The following is a 16901-nucleotide window of genomic DNA, read 5'->3' as shown; positions in this document are numbered from 1 at the left end:
CCGCGCTTACTGTTCGAGGCCGGCGCGCTCGACGCGGCGCGCCTGGAGGGCGGCCTCGAAGCTGCGCACGGCGCTCGCGAATTTGTCCCGGCAGTCCGGATCGCAGAAGCCGACGACGGCGCCGTTATAGAGCGTCAGCGAGTCGGCCGAAATCGGCTTGCCCGACCACGGGCAGGTCTCGTTGATCGCGTCCGCAACGTTCAATGCGGCTTGGGTCACGGCGACTTGGGGCATGCGAAGGCCTCGACCGGCGGATTCCGGCGCGGCGGATCGGCCCAACACAGATCGCGCCCGAGGGCGCGGACGCGCTGTCGGGCGTTGACCTCCGGCCTCAGGGGCCGGTCGGCTTCGTGTCGTGGCGATCAACTACGGATCGGAAGCGCGGGGGTTAGCGGCCGCGGCCGCAAAAGTCAATTTTCGGTGTCCTCGGCCGCAAACCACCTCAGGGTTGAACCCGTCCATTAACTTTTACGGATCGTTAAGCATGTTGGGACTCTGATCGGGCAGCACCCGTTCAGGACGACCGCCGATGTCGGAACCCGCCCGCACCTTACCGCCGCACGAGACCGGCAGCCGCATTGCCCCCGGTCCCTTGCGGGATTGGCTCGCGACGATGAAGACCCACAGCCCGGCCGAGCTGCGCGGCCACGATCGGCCGGACGAAGCTCTGCAGGAAACCAAGTCGGAGGCCAAGGCGCCGCGCGGTGCGGAGACGGCGTGGTCGCCCCGGCTCGTGGCGCAGCCCGAAGGGCCGCTGTCGGCCGCGGAGGATGCGGACGTGTCCGAGCTGATGGCCGAGAACCTGATGCTCAAGGCCAAGCTGCGGCTGGAGGCCGAGCGTCAGGACGAGCTGCAGGCGATCCTGGCCGAGGAGATTCGGACGCTGCGCGAGCATATCCGCGAGGAGATCGGCTCGATCGAGGATCTGCGCGCCGAGCAGGAAGAGGTCCGCGCCGAGCGCGAGGAGTTCCGCAGCGAGCGCGAGCGGTTTCGCCAGGAGCGCGAGCACATGCGCATCGAGCGCGACCGGGCCGTTGCCGAGCGCGACGCGCTGCGGGTCGAGCGTCACGCGATCGCGGCCGAGCGCGATGCCCTGCGCGAGGAGCGCGACCTGTGGCGGGCGCGGACCGAGGCCCTGGCCCAGCCGCTGTTCCAGGCTCCGAAACGCTGAACATTCAAGCCCTGAAAAGCCGAAGGGCCACCCTTGAGGATGGCCCTTCGCATTGCCGAACCGACATGTCCGGCGGAACTGTCCCGAAATCGGGGCTCAGACGCGTCTTAGAGCGACACGCCGGAGGCGACGGTCCAGGTCCGGTAAGCCGAGACTGACGGCTGATGACAATGAGACACTGGATCACCTCCTTTCGTTCGTTGCGGGTGATGCCAAGGTAGGTGGCTCACCGCCGCTTGTGAAGCCCCGCGGCTGCGCCCGTTTGTCCTCCCCGGGACACCGCTTCCGCCCCCGGTCCGGCGGGCGTATGACGGGCGCTCCGAGGCCAGCCCGAAACCCCTTGACCGCTCCCGTCACGTCCCTGCCGCGTCCCGCCGAAGACGCCGCCCTCGATCCCGAGGCCATGCGCCAGCCGCTCGGCAATGCGTGGTACTGCGTCGGCCAGTCCCGCAGCCTCGGTCGCACCGGGCTTCGCGCCGTGGAGCTGAACGGCGAGCAGATCGTCCTGGGCCGCGCGCCGGACGGAATCCCCTTTGCCCTGCGCGACCGCTGCCCGCATCGCGGCATGGCCCTGTCGAAGGGCCGCTTCGACGGCGACACGCTGATGTGCCCGTTCCACGGCTGGCGCTTCGGCACGGATGGGCGCTGCCGCGATGTGCCGACGCTCTCCGAGCATGATGCCGCCGATTTCTCGCGCATCCAGGTCCAGCGCTTCCCGGTCTGCGAGAGCGCCGGGTTCCTGTGGGTGAACCCGCGTCTGGGACCCGCTGCCGGCCCGGTTGCGGCGGTGCCGGAGCTGGATTTCAAGCCGGCCGGGTCTCTGGTCGTCGAACTTGTGGTCGAGGCCTCCTACGATCTCACCACCTTGAGCCTGGTCGATCCCGGCCACGTCGCCTTCGTGCATGACAGCTGGTGGTTCCGCCCGTCTAAGCAGCTGCGCGAGAAGGTGAAGACGTTTCAGCCGGTGCCGCACGGCTTCGTCATGACCAGCCACGCCACCACGACCAGCTCGCCGGTCTACCGCCTGCTCGGCGGCGTGCCGGAGGTCGAGATCGAGTTCCGGCTGCCCGGCGTCCGCCTGGAGCGCATCCGCGCCGGCGAGAAGCGCGTGGCCAATTACACCTTCGCGACGCCACTCACGCCGGACCGCACGCTGCTCACCAACGCCCTCTACTGGAGCATGCCGGCCCTGAACCTGCTCAAGCCCATCGCCTGGCCGCTGATGCGGCAGTTCCTGACCCAGGATCAGCAGGTGCTCCAGCACGCCCAGGACGGCCTGGACCGCAAGCCGACCATGGTGCTGTTCGGCCAGGGCGACTTGCCCTCGCAATGGTATTTCCGCCTCAAGCGCGAGGCCCTGGAATCGGCCCGGGCGGGTCGTGCGTTCGTGAACCCGCTGGAACAGCGCGAGCTGCGCTGGCGCTCCTGATTTGTAGGACAGTTATAGATAACTATTTGAGGCGATTAACGCATCATTAACTATAATTGCGCACTCATGTTATGGAATTATTTCCCTCGAGACGCTGCGCGCCGATGCCTCGCTTCTTCATCGACCTCCATGACGGCTCCCAGCCGGTCCGCGACGAGGTCGGCTTCGACCTGCCGGATCTGCCCGCCGCTCGCGCCAAGGTGACCCGGATCATGTCGGCGATCGCCCGCGACATGCTGCCCGACGTCGAGCGCCAGGATTATGTCGCCTGCGTGCGCGACGCGGTCGGCAAGGTGGTGTTCCGCGCGCGCCTGTCGCTCGCCGCGGAAGCCGTCGAGTGAGGCAAAGACGACCCTGAGGCTCCCCGTCGCGGCCGAAGGAGCTTGACCACGGCGCCTTGCCGGCCATGTCCCCTCCATGAAACGGCGCAGCCTGCTCACGGTCGCGAGTGCGGCCACGGTCATGACGCTCGGCGGCGTGGGCTATGCCGCTCACCGGCGGGGCAAGAACCCGTATTATCGCGGACCGAAATCCGATCATTTCGACGGGCTGCGGTTCTTCCTACCGGACCAGGCTACCGACAAATCCCTGCCGGACGTGCTGCGCTGGCAGGCCAAGCGGCAGCGCGAGCCCTGGCCCAAGAGCTACCCCAGCCCGTTCCCCGCGGACCGTCCGCCCGAACGCAGCGGATCGCTGCGCGTCGTGCTGATCGGCCATGCGAGCTATCTCGTGCAGGTCGCTGGCCGCAACATCCTGATCGATCCGGTCTTCGCCAAGCGCGCCAGCCCGCTGCGCTTCGCCGGACCGAAGCGGGTCAATCCGCCAGGGATCGCGTTCGGTGATCTGCCCCCGATCGACGTGGTCCTGATCACCCACAACCATTACGACCATCTCGATGGGCCGAGCCTCGCCCGGATCTGGCAGGCCCACCAGCCGCTGATCGTGGCGCCCCTGGGCAACGACACGATCCTGCGCAACTTCGACGACACGATGCATGTCGAGACCCGCGACTGGGGCGAATCGGTCGATCTCGGCGACGGACTGGCCGTCCACCTGACCCCCGCCAACCACTGGTCCGCCCGCGGCGTGCAGGACCGGCGCATGGCCCTGTGGTGCGCCTTCGTGCTCACCGCGGCCCAGGGGGTCCACTACCATGTCGGCGATACCGGCTTCGGCGACGGCGGCCTGTTTCGCGACATCCGCGCCCGGTTCGGAGCCCCGCGCCTGGCGACGCTGCCGATCGGTGCCTACGAGCCGCGCTGGTTCATGCAGGCGCAGCACGTGAACCCCGCCGAGGCCGTGGAGGCGTTCGCGCTCCTCGGGGCCGAGCAGGCGCTCGGCCACCATTGGGGCACCTTCCAGCTTACCGACGAGGGCATCGAGCGCCCCGTCGAGGCGCTGGCCGCGGCGCTGGAGGCGCAGGGCATCGCCCCAGAGCGGTTCCTGGCCCTGCGGCCGGGGCAGGTCTGGGCGGCCTGAGGGTCGGAATACCGGCGGCAGCCGCGTCGGGCACGATGCATGCAAGATGCCGTATGCGGCCCGCAAGCGGTGCTCTCGACGGAGGGGGCGACGCCGATTGGCCGCGCGTCCCCTACTGCCGAGAGACACGATGGACCCGATCAAGCCGACACGCCGCGCGCTCATGGCCGGGGGCGCCGCCCTGGCGGCGTTGGGTACGGCGGGCCGGGCCGGCGCGCAGGGTGCAGCCGCCGGCAGCCTGACCTACGGCATCTCGATGACCGACCTGCCGCTCACCACCGGCCAGCCTGACCGGGGCGCCGGCGGTTACCAGTTCACCGGCCTGACGCTCTACGATCCCCTGGTGGCCTGGGATCTCGGGATCGCCGATCGGCCCGGCACGATGATCCCCGGCCTCGCCACCGCCTGGGAGGTCGACAAGGCCGATCCCAAGGTCTGGATCTTCCACCTGCGCGAGGGCGTGACATTCCATGACGGCTCGGCCTTCGATGCCGATGCGGTGATCTGGAACTTCGACAAGGTCCTCAACAAGGAGGCGCCGCATTTCGACCAGCGGCAGGCCGCCCAGGTCCGTCCGCGGCTGCCGGGTGTCGCGAGCTACCGGAAGCTCGACGCCAAGACGGTCCAGGTGACCACCAAGAACCCCGACAGCTTGTTCCCCTACCAGATGCTGTGGTTCCTGATCTCCTCGCCCGCGCAGTACGAGGCGGTCGGGCGCGACTGGGCCAAGTTCGCGTTCCAGCCCTCGGGAACCGGGCCGTTCAAGATGGGCCAGCTGGTCCCCCGGGTCCGCCTCGAGCTGCTGCCGAATGCCGGCTACTGGAACCCGAAGCGCGTGCCGAAGCTCTCCAAGCTGACCCTGACCTGCGTGCCCGAGGACCTCGCCCGGGTGAACGCGCTGCTCTCCGGCAATGTCGACCTGATCGAGGCGCCGGCCCCCGACGCGGTGCCGCGCCTGAAGGCGTCCGGCATGCGCGTCGTCGGCAACGACACGCCGCATGTCTGGAACTACCACCTGTCGATGCTGGAGGGCTCGCCCTGGCGCGATCTGCGCCTGCGCAAGGCCGCCAACCTCGCCATCGACCGCGAGGGCGTCGTCCAGTTGCTCGGCGGCCTCGCCCAGCCGGCGGTCGGCCAGATGCAGACGTCGAGCCCGTGGTTCGGCAAGCCCAGCTTCCAGATCAAGACCGACGTCGATCAGGCCCGCAAGCTCGTCCAGGAGGCCGGCTTCTCGGTCCAGAACCCGGTGAAGGCCACGATCATGATCCCCACCGGCGGCACCGGGCAGATGCTGTCGCTGCCGATCAACGAGTTCATCCAGCAGAGCTGGGCCGAGATCGGCATCCAGGTCGAGTTCAAGACGGTGGAACTGGAGGTCGCCTACACGGCCTGGCGCCAGGGTGCGGCCGATCCAAGCCTCAAGGGCATCACCGCCGGCAACATCGCCTACGTCACCTCGGACCCGTTCTACGCGATCCTCCGCTTCTACGATTCGAAGCAGATCGCCCCAGGCGGCGTGAACTGGAGCCACTACCGCAATCCCGAGGTGGATGCCCTCTGCGACAAGGTGAAGGCGAGCCTGGACCCGGATGAGCAGAACAAGCTCCTCGCCCGCATCCACGAAATCGTCGTCGATGACGCGGTGCAGGTCTGGGTGGTGCACGATACCAATCCGCACGCATTGTCGCCGCGGGTAAAGAACTATGTCCAGGCACAGCACTGGTTTCAGGACTTGTCGACCCTGGCCTGAGACCGGTCTGATCCACGCTGTGCGTCGGGGAAAGCCTGGGGCGAATCGGGAACGATCCTCACGAGACTGTGTTGGGCTTCCAACGCACGAAGGAGTGTCCCATGAAGACCCTGCTCGCCGGCGCCATCTTGGCCGCCTCCCTCGCGACCGTCGTTCCGGCCTCGGCCCAGCGCATCGATATCGGACCCGACGGCCCCAGCGTCGATCTTCGCTCCCGTGGTCAGCGGGAGCGTGACTTCCGGCGCGAGGAATATCGCCGGGACCGCGATCGCGTCGACGACGATGACCGGATGTATCGCCGCCAACGCTTCGAGGATGATCGCCCGGCCGTCCGTCGCGGCTATGGCTACTGAGCCGGCCTGCCGACAACGTAGTGTGATCTGATGATCGTAAAAGGGGTCGGCCTTTGCCGGCCCCTTTTTCACGTTTGTGCTTCTCTGGGTGCAGCGTTGCCCAGCCAATTTCGCACTTGCGGCAAAGCCAGGGCGAGACTAGGAAGATCACGCATCATGTTTCGGGAGCATTTGGCAATGGCACTTCGTTTCATCAGTGGTTTCGCGGCGGTCGCATTCGCCGTCTCCGGTCTCGCCGTCCCCGCCGCCCTGGCCAAGCCGGTGAGCGGCGCCAGCGCCGTCAAGATGATCGACACCGACAACGACGGCACCGTCGACCTCAAGGAAGTGGAGGCCGTCGCCTCGGCAACCTTCGATCGTCTGGAGAAGGATTCCGACGGCACCCTCGACGCCAAGGAACTGAAGGGCCGTCTGAGCAAGGCTGGCCTGAAGCAGGCCGATCCGGATAGCGACGGCACCATCGACAAGAAGGAATACCTCGCTGCCGTCGCCGACCGCTTCAAGGCGGCCGACCCGGATGGTGACGGCACCCTCGACGCCAAGGAGCTGAACTCCAAGGCCGGCAAGGCGCTGCTTGCCCTGATCAAGTAACGGTTCGTTATCGTTCGTCTCACGGACTGAGAATATCGACGCCCTCGCGGATATCTTCGCGGGGGCGTTCTTGCGTTTCAGGACTGAATGCCGGGCCTGGCGGCGCGATACGGCTCGATATGTTTCTGCACCCTTTGGTTGTAGCTCGTTTGTCTCAAAGGTAATGTCTGGCTCAGCGTCGCAGGAAAAAACCCGGCGCAAGCGCGATATAATTCCCTCATGCCTCGAAGATGTGCAGGTAAGTGGTTGACGGACCGCAACCTGTAGGTGCAGTTTGGGGGTGGTTGGGGGACCGGACCATGCGTAACGACACGCCCGAAGACGCAACAAGCTTGGAATTGCTCGCGGAGATGCGGGCGATGATCGACGCAGCGCGTCACGTCATCGAAGTCTCGCAGACGGCATGCGCTCGGCCCGCCGACGAAGAAGCGGCTCTTCAGGAGCCGAACGCCGTGGACCTCCAGATCGAGTCGTCGGACCTGCTCGGAGATATCAGCGACAACCTGCTCATCGCCTATCACCTCGCCAAGCACGATGGCGATCCAACGACCGTGGCGCTGATCGAGAAGGTCTTGTTCCACGTCGGGCGTCGGCTTGCGAGCGGGATGTCGCCGGCCGATGTCGGCATTCCCTGCCACTAGGATCACGTTCGGAGCAGTGATTGTCCGCGGGGGCCTGAACGCTCAGGCATGGGCCGCCTCGCAGCGGTCCAGGAAGGCGCGCAGGTAGCTGCCGACTGCATCGGCGCGCTCGATGGCGAGGAGATGCGCTGCCCGGGGGAGCACCACCAGCTCGGCTTGGGCGATACCGGCGCAAATCTCTTCCGCCATAGCCGGAGGTGTCGATGGGTCGTTGCGTCCAGCCATGACCAGGGTCGGTGCCGCGATGCGCGACAAAGCCGGCCGCAGGTCCATTCGGCCGATCGCCTCGCAACAAACCGCGTAGCCGATCCGGTCGCAGGTGACGAAGCGCTCGCGCACGATCTGCATGGCCTCGGGTGCGCACTTCGCGAAAGCCGGCGTGAACCAGCGCGCTAGGGTCGCGTCCGCGAGAGCCCCGGTTCCTTGAGACCGTGCCGTGGCCGCCCGGTCGTTCCACATCTGCGGGCTCGGCAGATGAGCCGCCGTCGCCATCAAAGTCACGCTCGGGACTCGCTCCGGTTCGGCGCTCGCCACGGCCTGCACAGTCATGCCGCCCAACGAGAGCCCGACCAGATGGGCACGGTCGATCCCGAGGGCGTCGAGCAGTCCGGTGAGGTCGCCCGCCAGATCCGCGATCTCGGTGGGCCGGTCGCGCGTTTCCGAGCCACCATGACCGCGCGTGTCGTAGCGAAGGGTCCGGAAGCGTCCGGCCAACATTGGCAACACCGCGTCCCACATCTCCAGCGTCGCGCCCAGCGAGTTCGAGAACGCCACTACGGGGGTGCCCTCCGGGCCTTCGAGGCGGTAGCGGAGCTCAAGCCCCCGGACGGCGATCTGCGGCATCAAGCGTCTCCGTGTTCGGCTGTGCGATTCATCTTCGCAGATAGGTCCGGATGGACCGTCTGATCAGCGCCGCCGCGCGGAGTGACGGCGAATCAGACAGATCGCGGCCGCGACAGCCCAGGCGGTGAGGGTCGGCGCCAGCCATTGCTGGAGGTTCGGCAGCGACCAGCCATACAGGAACTCGGCACCCAGATGCGCTTGAACGGCGTCCCAGCCGGCATGCTTGATGTCATGCTCGCGCTGTCCGGCCTCGCGGCCAAAATAGTAGGTCGAGACCACCAAGGCCGCGGTCGCCTCGGGCCGGGGGATGCGCAGCCAGCGCATGGCGGTGGCGACCCCGGCGGTCTCTGTTAGGGCTGTGAGGGCGTGGCTCGCCGCGGGGTTGGCGATCATGAAGTCGAGAAGCGCGTCGAGCATCGCGAGCGCTTACTCGATCCGGCCTCGGCGCTGTACGCATCCGATCGACCGCCTCTGGGTTGGTTCCGTGCAGAGCGGAGCAGGACCATGGCTGAACCGTACAATCTCGAGCGTTTCGTCGCTGCGCAGGAGGGTGTTCATGAGCGGGCGCTTGCCGAGCTTCGGGCCGGAGAGAAACGCAGTCACTGGATGTGGTTCATCTTCCCGCAGATCGCCGGCCTGGGCTTCAGCCCGATGGCGCAGCGCTATGCCATCGGTTCCCTCGACGAGGCCAGGGCATACCTCGCTCATCCCGTGCTCGGCGACCGCCTGCGCGCCTGTACGGCGGCGGTGAACGGCGTCACCGGCCGCTCAGCGCACGTGCTCTTCGGTTCGCCCGACGACGTGAAATTCCGCTCGAGCATGACGCTGTTCACGCGCGCCGCGCCGCAGGAGCCGCTCTTCGCCGCGGCGATGGTGCGATATTTCGACGGCGAGCCCGATCCGCTGACGCTCGCCAAGCTCGGCGCGAACTAGAGGGTCACCGCCCCCACAGGCCGACGCGCTCGGCCCGAGCCTGCTCCTCGGCGCCGAGCAGGTCCGGGGGCGCATCCTCTGCGGCACGCGCGCCGCCCGCCGTGAGGATCAAGGCGGCGAGGTCGTCGCCCTCGATCCGGCAGCGGCCCGTGGCGCCGTCCGAGACGGTACAGACCACCTCGCGGCGGCGCAGGTAGTTCGCGAGTTGGCGGGCGAGGTGGCCACGCTCGCCGACGACGCCGAGCAGGCGTACGGTCCGCCCGCGCAGCGAGAGGGTTCCGGTATCGATCACCTCGGGCACGCCCCGGATCTCGGCGGATGCCACCGGGGTCGACGGCGGCGCCGATGCGGCGGCCGGCGCCGGCTCGGCCCGTTCCGCCGAGGGGCGCGGTCGGCCCTTGGCCAGCTGGGCGGAGGCGCGCTGGACGAAATCGTGGAAGATGCCGGCCGGCATCTCGCCGCCGAACATCCGGTTCATCGGGCTGTCGTCATCGTTGCCGATCCAGACCCCGACCACGAGCTCCGGGGTCATGCCGACGAACCAGGCATCACGAAAATCCTGGCTGGTGCCGGTCTTGCCGCCGATGATCTGGCCGGGCACCCGTGCTGCTCGGCCGGTTCCGGATTCGACCACTGCCTGCAGTGAATCGAGCATCATCTGGCGCGGCTCCTGCGCCAGGGTGGCGGTGGGCGCCGGTTCGGCCCGGACGTAGAGCGGCTGCGGGGCCGCGCCGCGGATCGCGTGGATGCCGAAACTCGCGAGGGGTGCGCGGCCGGAGAGCACGGAGCCGTAAGCGCGGGTCATCTCCAGCAGGCTGACGGTACCTGACCCGAGGACGAGGCTCGGTACGTTCGGCAATTCGGATTGGATTCCCAGCTTGCGCGCTGTGGCGATCACCGCCGGGATGCCGACATCCTGACCCAACTGGGCCGCCACCGTGTTGATCGAGAGCGCGAAGGCGGTCCGCAGCGGCACCGGCCCGCGATAGCGCCCGTCGTCGTTCTCGGGCTCCCAGTCGCCGATCCGCACCGGACGATCGTCCATGACGGTCTCGGGCGTAAGGCCCTGCTCGTAGGCCGTGAGGTAGACCAGGAGCTTGAACAGCGAGCCTGGCTGCCGCTTCGCCTGGACCGCACGATTGAACTGGCTGTCCTCGTAATCCCGGCCGCCGACCATGGCGAGGATCGCGCCGGTCTTCGACAGTACCACCATGGCGGCCTGGCCGACCTTGCGCTTGGCTCCGTCCTTGTCCAGTCGCCGGGCGACGACGCCTTCGGCGAGGCTCTGCAGGTCGAGATTGAGGGTCGACCGCACCGTCATGTCGCCGTCGGTCCCGGCCAGACGCTTCACGTCGCCGGCGATCATGTCGAGGAAGTAGTTAGTGCCTGGTGGCGCCTCGGGCGGCGACTTCAAGGTCACGCTCTGCTTGCGCGCCGCGTCGGCCTCGGCTTGCGTGATTGAACCGGTTTCGACCATGGCTTGCAGCACCACGTCGGCCCGCTCCTTGGCGCCGCCGAGGTTGCGGGTCGGGGCGAGCTGCGAGGGCGCTCGCACCAGCCCGGCCAGCATGGCCGCCTCGGGCAGGGTCAGGGCCTTGGCCGGTTTGCCGAAATAGCGCCGGGCCGCAGCGTCCGCCCCGTAGGCGCCAGCGCCGAAATAAGCGGCGTCGAGATAGCCGAGCAGGATCTCGTCCTTGCTCATCGTCGTCTCGACCCGCAGGGCCAGGAACGCTTCCTGGACCTTGCGCCAGAGCGTCTTCTCCTGATTGAGGGAGGTCAGGCGGACATATTGCTGGGTGATCGTCGAGCCACCCTCGCGGACGCCGCCGCCCACGGCGTTGCGCCAAGCGGCGCGGGCGAGGCCGCGCAGGTCGATGCCCCAGTGGCTGTAAAAGCGCCGATCCTCGATCGCCACGATCGCCTTGGCGAGATTCGGAGGCATATCGGCGGCGGTGAGCTTCTGGCCGCGGAAGCTGCCCCGTGTAGCGAAAACCCGGCCGTCATCGGCCTCTACGGTGATCGCCCGCTGGCCGGTATCGACGACGGCCCCGCCGAGCGGCGGTAGTGTCAGGAGGGCGGCGAGCAGATAGATCGCCAGCGCCAGGACGGGCAGCAGGATCGCGAGGCCGGCCGCGAGCAGCATGGGCCGACGCCGCAGGCGGCCGACATATCCGGTATTGACTGCCGGGCGAATTGCCGGGTTCACCGTTACTGGCCGAGCGCCGTCCCGCTTGCGCGCAAGGGCGCTGGCCATTCGCGCGAAACCCGACTGCCCCAGGCGCATGAGGCTGCGTCCGGCGGCGGCGATCAGGATCCACAGATGGCGGAAGAGGTCGCCGGCGGCGCGTCGGGCCTCGCGGGCGGCCCGACGCGGATCCGGCGTGTCAGACTCGGGACCCTGTGCGGGACCCGAATCGGTCGGGGCGCGCTCCGGCGCGTCTGGCGTCATCGCGATGCGTGTTCCGGGACCGGCCTGTCCGGTCGATGCCGCGTTCTAAGCTGCATTCGGGTGCGTGTCCCATCGACAAACGGGCGATGTCCGCCCGCGGCGATCGAGGAGCGGCGACCGTGTGCCCCGCGCCACGCAATCTTGCCGATGACTGGGTCGATGGGGCCGTTTAGCGCCCGACGACCGGTCCGGCGGCCCCATGGCGGCTGCGCAGCTTGATGGCCAGGATCAGCAGGAGCACGCCGAATGCGAAGCTGTAGGCGCCGATCCACCAGGTCAGGACCAGGGCCGACATGCCTGGCTCCAGGATCAACGCGATGCCGAACAGGATCGAGACGAGGCCGCCCAGTCCCAGCCACCACCGCCCGTAATGGAGATGCAGCCGGAAGGCGGCGGCGATCATCAGGCCGCCGGTCACGAGCGCCCAGGCGGCGAGCAGCAGCACGAACGCCCAGACCGCGGCCGCCGGCACCAGCGCGGCCGCCACGGCGACGATGATATCGACGATGCCTTCAAGGAGCAGGAAGCCCCAGCGCTCGTGCCGCTGTGCGGCCCGCACCGCGCCGACGATGGCGAAGATCCCGTCGACGAGCATGTAACCGGCGAACAAGAGCACCAGCGACAGCACGAAAGCCGCGGGCGCCGCGAAGGCCACGACGCCGAAAAGGATCGCGATCACGCCGCGCAGGGCGATAAGCCACCAGTTCCGGGCGAGCGACGCGCTCATGGCGTCGAGCCGGGCGGCTCCGGTGAGTGGAATGCCGGATGGGGACGTCGCAGTCGAACCGTAGCCCGGGCCCTGGGGTGTCGGTGACGGGGTGCTGGTCATGGCGGAACTCCGGAACGCGCCGGGCGCGTGCCCAGTCGGTTCGCCCGCAGAACGCCGCACTGCGACAAGCGTTCCTGAATACGGTCGCACGCGGGGCGGAACCTTGGTGCGGCCGGCGACTTTTGGTGACCGAGGCGGGCATGAGTACAGCCCGGCCGCCGCTCGGCGGCCGGTCCATCCGGTGGTGATGAGACGCCATGTTTGACGATCAGCGGCAGGCTGCCGAGCCTGCGTCGCGCCCTGTTCAGGCCGAAGGCCGGCCCGACGCTCCCGATCGCGACATTCTGGATCTTCGACGCGACGGCTCCCATTCGGATGGTGAGACCGCGCGCAAACCGGCCCAAGAGGGCGACGAAGATCAGCGTGCTTCGGACGAAGAGCCCGAGCAGGACGGCGAGCCGGAGGACGAGGAACAGCGACCGAATATCCTGCGCCGCCACCCCTGGGCGTTCCTGTTCGGGGGCCTCGCGGTGGTCGCGCTGTGCGTCGGCGTGTTCTTCTACTGGCTCCTGTACATGCACCCTTACGAGAGCACCGACGACGCGTTCGTCGATGCCCGCAGCATCGCCGTTCAGCCGAAAGTCGGCGGTTATCTGGTTGAGGTGCCGGTTACCGACAATCAGCATGTCGAGGCTGGGCAGATGCTGTTCCAGATCGATCAGCGAGACTACCGGATCGCCCTGGAGCAGGCCAAGGCCCAGGTCGTGGCCGACGAAGCCGCGATCAAGAACATCGACGCCCAGATCCAGGCCCAATACGCCAACATCGATGTGTCCAAGGCCCAAGTCTCCACCGCAGAGGCGGCCCTGAAATTCGCCCAGGAGGACGCGGCCCGTTACAAGGACTTGGCGGAGCGCGGCTCGGGCTCGGTTCAGCAATCGCAGTCTGCGACTTCGACGCTCCAGCAGCGCCAAGCCTCGGTGCAGAGCGCCAATGCCAGCGTGGTCGCCGCTCAGAAGCAGATCGGCTCCCTGCAGGCCCAGAAGGCCTCGACTCAGGCGCAGATGGCCCGTGACAAGGCGCAGGTCGAGCAAGCGGAGCTGAATCTCGGCTATACTACGCTCAGGGCCGTGCAGCCCGGGCGCGTCGTGCGCTTGACCGGTGGCATCGGAGCGTACGCGCAGGCCGGTCAGAGCCTCTCGATGTTCGTGCCGGACGACATCTGGGTGACGGCAAATTACAAGGAGACCCAGATCACCGACATGCGTCCGGGCCAGCCCGTAGACCTTGTGATCGATGCCTATCCGGGCCGGACGATCCACGGCACGGTGGCCTCCGTCCAGCCTGGTTCCGGTACGGCTTTCAGCCTATTGCCGGCTCAGAACGCGACCGGCAATTACGTGAAGGTCACGCAGCGCATCCCCGTGAAGATCGTCGTCAAGGATTGGCCGACGGACGTGTCGATCGGCCCCGGCATGTCGATCGTGCCTACCGTCACGGTGCGGTGACCACGATGGCCGGCAAGGGCCAGGCATCTTCCGATAAGGCCCCCGGCGGACACAATCCGTGGCTGATCGCTGGCGTGGTGGCACTGGCGACTTTCATGGAGGTGCTCGACACCACCATCGCCAACGTCGCTCTACGGTACATCTCCGGTGGCCTCGCGGTTGGGCCCGACGAAGCGGCCTGGGTGGTGACCAGCTACCTGGTGGCCAACGCCATCACGCTGACTGCGTCGAGCTTTCTGGCCAAGCGCTACGGCCGCAAGGCGTTCTTCATGTGGTCGGTGGGCCTGTTCACCATCGCGTCGATCCTATGTGGCTTCGCTTGGAGCCTCGAATCGCTGCTGCTGTTCCGGGTGCTTCAGGGGCTCGGCGGCGGCGGCATGGCCCCGCTGGCGCAGTCGATCCTGGCGGATTCCTTTCCGCCCGAAAAGCGCGGGCAGGCCTTCGCCCTCTACGGCGTCGCCATCGTGGTTGCGCCGGTGATCGGCCCGACGCTCGGCGGCTGGCTGTCGGACAACGCCTCCTGGCACTGGTGCTTCTTGATCAACGGGCCGATCGGCGTGATCGCGCTCGGGCTGATGTACTGGCTCATCGAGGACAGCGACGCTGCCAAGAAGGAGCGCCGCGCCCTGGTGCGCAAGGGCATCCGGTTCGATGTCGTCGGCTTCCTGCTGGTCGCCCTGTTTCTCGGCTCGCTGGAGGTGATCCTCGACGAGGGGCAGCGGAAGGACTGGTTCGGAACCTCGACCCTGATGAACGTGTCGGGCGTCCTCGTGGTCGTCTCGTTCGTCGCCATGATCCCGTGGCTCCTCACCCGCAAGAACCCGGCGGTCGACCTGCGCCTGATCGGCAATCGCCAGTTCGGCTCCTGCTTCCTGGTGATGATGTTCACCGGGGCGATCCTGATCTCGACGACGCAGTTCATCCCGCAGATCACGCAGGAATATTACGGCTACACCGCCACGCTTTCGGGTCTCGTGCTGGGCCCGGGCGGTATCGTCACCGTGGTGATGATGTTCCTCACCGGCCGTGCCTCGGCCTACGTGCAGCCGAAATGGCTGATCGCCGCCGGCATGACCATCGTGGCGCTCGGGATGTACGACCTGACGCGGATCAACGGGACGACGACCTTCGCGTTCTTTGCCTGGTCGCGGGTCTATATCGGCATCGGGCTGCCGATGGTGTTCCTGTCGATCACCTCCGCGTCGTACGAGGGCCTGCGTAAGGACCAGACCGATCAGGCCTCGGCTCTGATCAATGTCGCCCGCAACGTCGGCGGCTCGATGGGCGTGTCGCTCGCCCAGAACATCTTAGCTTATCGCAGCCAGTTCCATCAGAGCCGGCTTGTCGAGAGCGTCAATCCGGCGGCGCCGGCCTACCAGGAGACCATGCGGCAGGCGACGCAGTACTTCTCCGAGCACGGCTATGCAGGCGTCGAGGCCCAGAGCCAGGCGACCGCCTGGATCGGCAGCGTTCTTCAGACCCAAGTGGCCTACTGGGCCTATATCGATGTGTTCTGGGTACTCGGTTTGGTGGCCGCCTGTGCGGTGCCACTCGCGCTGAGCCTGAGAACGGTCAAGCTTGGCGGCGGCGCCCCGGCAGGCGGACATTGACGCGGGGTGGCATCAGACGCCGTCCGGGGGCAGCGCCTCCGTCACCTCCACGCGGCGGTTGTCCGGGGCTTGGTTGGCCTCGTTCGTCGCGGTCTCGGTCGGGGTCGGCGCCTTGTCGGGGGCGCCCGCCACTGCGGCGACGCCCTGGTAGCGGGTCAGGCGACGGTCGATCATGTCGTCGATCCGACCGTGCAACTCCGCGACTGTCAGGCTGCGGCGCTTGCCACCGGATTTCTCAGTGAACAGGTTGCGATTGGCCCGGGCGGCACTGCGGAACTCACGACCCGCCACCTCGTCCGGCTTCTCGGACGACAGTGAAAGGAAGCGTCCGGCGCTGGCGCTGCCGAGAAAATGGGCGAGATACAGCTCGGTGGTGGTGAGCGCCCGCCCGACCTTCGCCTCGATCCGCTCGCGGTCGCGCTTGATCAACTCAGCCGCCATCAGGGCGGCGACGCGGGGATCGTTGCGCAGGCCCAGAACGCGGGCACGCATGGTGCCGGCCACGGTGATCGCGGAGCCCCGGCCCTTCACGGCGGCAGCTTCTTCGCTCAGGCCGTAGCGAGGACCGTAATCGCGGATCATCTCCAACCAGGTCCGGGTGACGAATTGGAACAAGCCCTGTGCCGAGGAGGTCCCCGCCTTGGCATCCGTGTCGAAGCTCGATTCCTTGTCGGCCAAGGCCATCATGTAGACCGGATCAACGCCGGCCTCATCGGAGGCCTTCACGATCGTGTCGACCACCTTGCGCGGCACGCTGCGCTCACCGAACCGGACCGCATCCTCGCCTTGCTCCTGGGTCACCCGAGGCAGGGTTGCGAGGTCCTCTTGGATCAGGGCGACGGTTGGCGGCTCTTGGTCCTCGACGGGCAATCCGGCCCAGTCTGCAGCGCCCTCTGTCAGCGCCGTGTCTGCGAATCCGGCCCGCAGGCCCTGATCCGATCCGCCTGCCTGCATCCAGCCGGTCTCGCCCTCGGCGGCGAGTGCCCGGGCAGCGCGCGGGCTGGTGTCGATGCGGTCATGGGCCTGAGCGGACGGCGCGAAGAAGGCCGGCGCGAAGGCCGCCTGCGGCAGTCCGAACCCGGCGACAAAGCCCAAAGCCAGGGTCCCTGTCAGGCGGCGAAGGCCATTGCGGCCGATGCAGCAAAGTGACCGGCGCCCGTTCCTGCGTCCGGCCCGCGGCAGCCACGCCACGGTTTCAGTCTCACAAAAGCTCGCGCTGGGCACGAGTCGGCTCACGTCGTCGGCGCAACGCGCCGGCTCCGGGAAAACCCCCATCGTTGGTCCTCTTCCAGATTGTCCCTTGTGTCGGTCCGGCGTCTGGCGGCCGGTTTCTCGTAGGCGGCGGCCCTATCCGCACTTGCCGTGACCAGAATGG

At 67.6% G+C, this 16901-nt stretch carries 17 protein-coding genes; 11 read left to right on the top strand and 6 right to left on the bottom strand.

Features of this window, described 5'->3' with window-relative positions; all coding sequences use genetic code 11:
• Nucleotides 1-6 precede the first annotated feature (6 nt).
• Nucleotides 7-234, bottom strand: a complete 228-nt coding sequence (locus tag MKK65_RS26920) for a glutathione S-transferase (protein WP_243961182.1) — start codon at nt 232-234, stop codon at nt 7-9.
• Nucleotides 235-529: 295 nt separating this feature from the next.
• Here MKK65_RS26920 and MKK65_RS26915 point away from each other — a divergent pair, with 295 nt between their 5' ends.
• The 8 genes from MKK65_RS26915 to MKK65_RS26880 all read left to right on the top strand — a co-directional run bounded on the left by MKK65_RS26915 (nt 530) and on the right by MKK65_RS26880 (nt 7414).
• Nucleotides 530-1171 (top strand): ATPase, encoded by a 642-nt coding sequence (locus MKK65_RS26915; RefSeq protein ID WP_243961180.1) that lies wholly within the window; start codon nt 530-532, stop codon nt 1169-1171.
• Nucleotides 1172-1478: 307 nt separating this feature from the next.
• Nucleotides 1479-2600, top strand: coding sequence for an aromatic ring-hydroxylating oxygenase subunit alpha (locus MKK65_RS26910; RefSeq protein WP_243961178.1), 1122 nt, complete (start codon nt 1479-1481; stop codon nt 2598-2600).
• Nucleotides 2601-2704: 104 nt separating this feature from the next.
• Nucleotides 2705-2941, top strand: coding sequence for a DUF6894 family protein (locus tag MKK65_RS26905; RefSeq protein WP_243961176.1), 237 nt, complete (start codon nt 2705-2707; stop codon nt 2939-2941).
• 76 nt (nt 2942-3017) lie between these two features.
• Complete coding sequence (locus MKK65_RS26900; RefSeq protein ID WP_243961174.1) at nt 3018-4079, top strand: MBL fold metallo-hydrolase; 1062 nt, start codon at nt 3018-3020, stop codon at nt 4077-4079.
• Nucleotides 4080-4209: 130 nt separating this feature from the next.
• The gene (locus MKK65_RS26895; RefSeq protein WP_243961172.1) at nt 4210-5829 is read left to right on the top strand and encodes an ABC transporter substrate-binding protein; all 1620 of its coding nucleotides are present in this window, start codon (nt 4210-4212) and stop codon (nt 5827-5829) included.
• A gap of 101 nt (nt 5830-5930) precedes the next feature.
• Complete coding sequence (locus MKK65_RS26890) at nt 5931-6182, top strand: hypothetical protein (protein ID WP_243961170.1); 252 nt, start codon at nt 5931-5933, stop codon at nt 6180-6182.
• A 177-nt stretch (nt 6183-6359) separates the two neighbouring features.
• The gene (locus tag MKK65_RS26885) at nt 6360-6773 is read left to right on the top strand and encodes a histidine kinase (protein WP_058194090.1); all 414 of its coding nucleotides are present in this window, start codon (nt 6360-6362) and stop codon (nt 6771-6773) included.
• A gap of 299 nt (nt 6774-7072) precedes the next feature.
• Nucleotides 7073-7414, top strand: a complete 342-nt coding sequence (locus MKK65_RS26880; RefSeq protein ID WP_243961168.1) for a hypothetical protein — start codon at nt 7073-7075, stop codon at nt 7412-7414.
• Nucleotides 7415-7456: 42 nt separating this feature from the next.
• Here the strand turns inward: MKK65_RS26880 and pcaD are convergent, their stop codons facing one another.
• Complete coding sequence (gene pcaD, locus MKK65_RS26875) at nt 7457-8257, bottom strand: 3-oxoadipate enol-lactonase (RefSeq protein WP_243961166.1); 801 nt, start codon at nt 8255-8257, stop codon at nt 7457-7459.
• A gap of 63 nt (nt 8258-8320) precedes the next feature.
• Nucleotides 8321-8674 carry a hypothetical protein gene (locus MKK65_RS26870; RefSeq protein ID WP_243961165.1) on the bottom strand — a complete coding sequence of 118 codons (354 nt, stop codon included), beginning with the start codon at nt 8672-8674 and terminating at the stop codon, nt 8321-8323.
• Between the two features lie 87 nt (nt 8675-8761).
• On the opposite strand from MKK65_RS26870, the gene MKK65_RS26865 reads away from it, so the two are divergent.
• The gene (locus tag MKK65_RS26865; RefSeq protein WP_058194086.1) at nt 8762-9190 is read left to right on the top strand and encodes a DUF1810 domain-containing protein; all 429 of its coding nucleotides are present in this window, start codon (nt 8762-8764) and stop codon (nt 9188-9190) included.
• A 4-nt stretch (nt 9191-9194) separates the two neighbouring features.
• On the opposite strand, the gene MKK65_RS26860 is transcribed toward MKK65_RS26865, so the two are convergent.
• Together MKK65_RS26860 and MKK65_RS26855 are read right to left on the bottom strand one after the other, a co-directional pair.
• On the bottom strand, nt 9195-11639 hold the full coding sequence (locus MKK65_RS26860; protein ID WP_243961164.1) for a PBP1A family penicillin-binding protein: 2445 nt from the start codon (nt 11637-11639) through the stop codon (nt 9195-9197).
• Between the two features lie 169 nt (nt 11640-11808).
• Nucleotides 11809-12468: an HdeD family acid-resistance protein gene (locus MKK65_RS26855; RefSeq protein ID WP_243961163.1), complete on the bottom strand. Its 660-nt coding sequence runs from the start codon at nt 12466-12468 to the stop codon at nt 11809-11811.
• A gap of 197 nt (nt 12469-12665) precedes the next feature.
• On the opposite strand from MKK65_RS26855, the gene MKK65_RS26850 reads away from it, so the two are divergent.
• Both MKK65_RS26850 and MKK65_RS26845 read left to right on the top strand, forming a co-directional pair.
• Nucleotides 12666-13916 (top strand): HlyD family secretion protein, encoded by a 1251-nt coding sequence (locus MKK65_RS26850; protein WP_243961162.1) that lies wholly within the window; start codon nt 12666-12668, stop codon nt 13914-13916.
• A gap of 5 nt (nt 13917-13921) precedes the next feature.
• Nucleotides 13922-15526, top strand: a complete 1605-nt coding sequence (locus tag MKK65_RS26845) for a DHA2 family efflux MFS transporter permease subunit (protein WP_058194122.1) — start codon at nt 13922-13924, stop codon at nt 15524-15526.
• A 12-nt stretch (nt 15527-15538) separates the two neighbouring features.
• On the opposite strand, the gene MKK65_RS26840 is transcribed toward MKK65_RS26845, so the two are convergent.
• Nucleotides 15539-16801, bottom strand: a complete 1263-nt coding sequence (locus tag MKK65_RS26840; RefSeq protein WP_243961161.1) for a transglycosylase SLT domain-containing protein — start codon at nt 16799-16801, stop codon at nt 15539-15541.
• Nucleotides 16802-16901 lie beyond the last annotated feature (100 nt).

This window comes from Methylobacterium sp. J-001 (genome assembly GCF_022829565.1).
GTDB lineage: Bacteria > Pseudomonadota > Alphaproteobacteria > Rhizobiales > Beijerinckiaceae > Methylobacterium.
The sequence above is the reverse complement of the archived record's forward strand: the minus strand, read 5'-3'. Positions and strand labels throughout refer to the sequence as shown.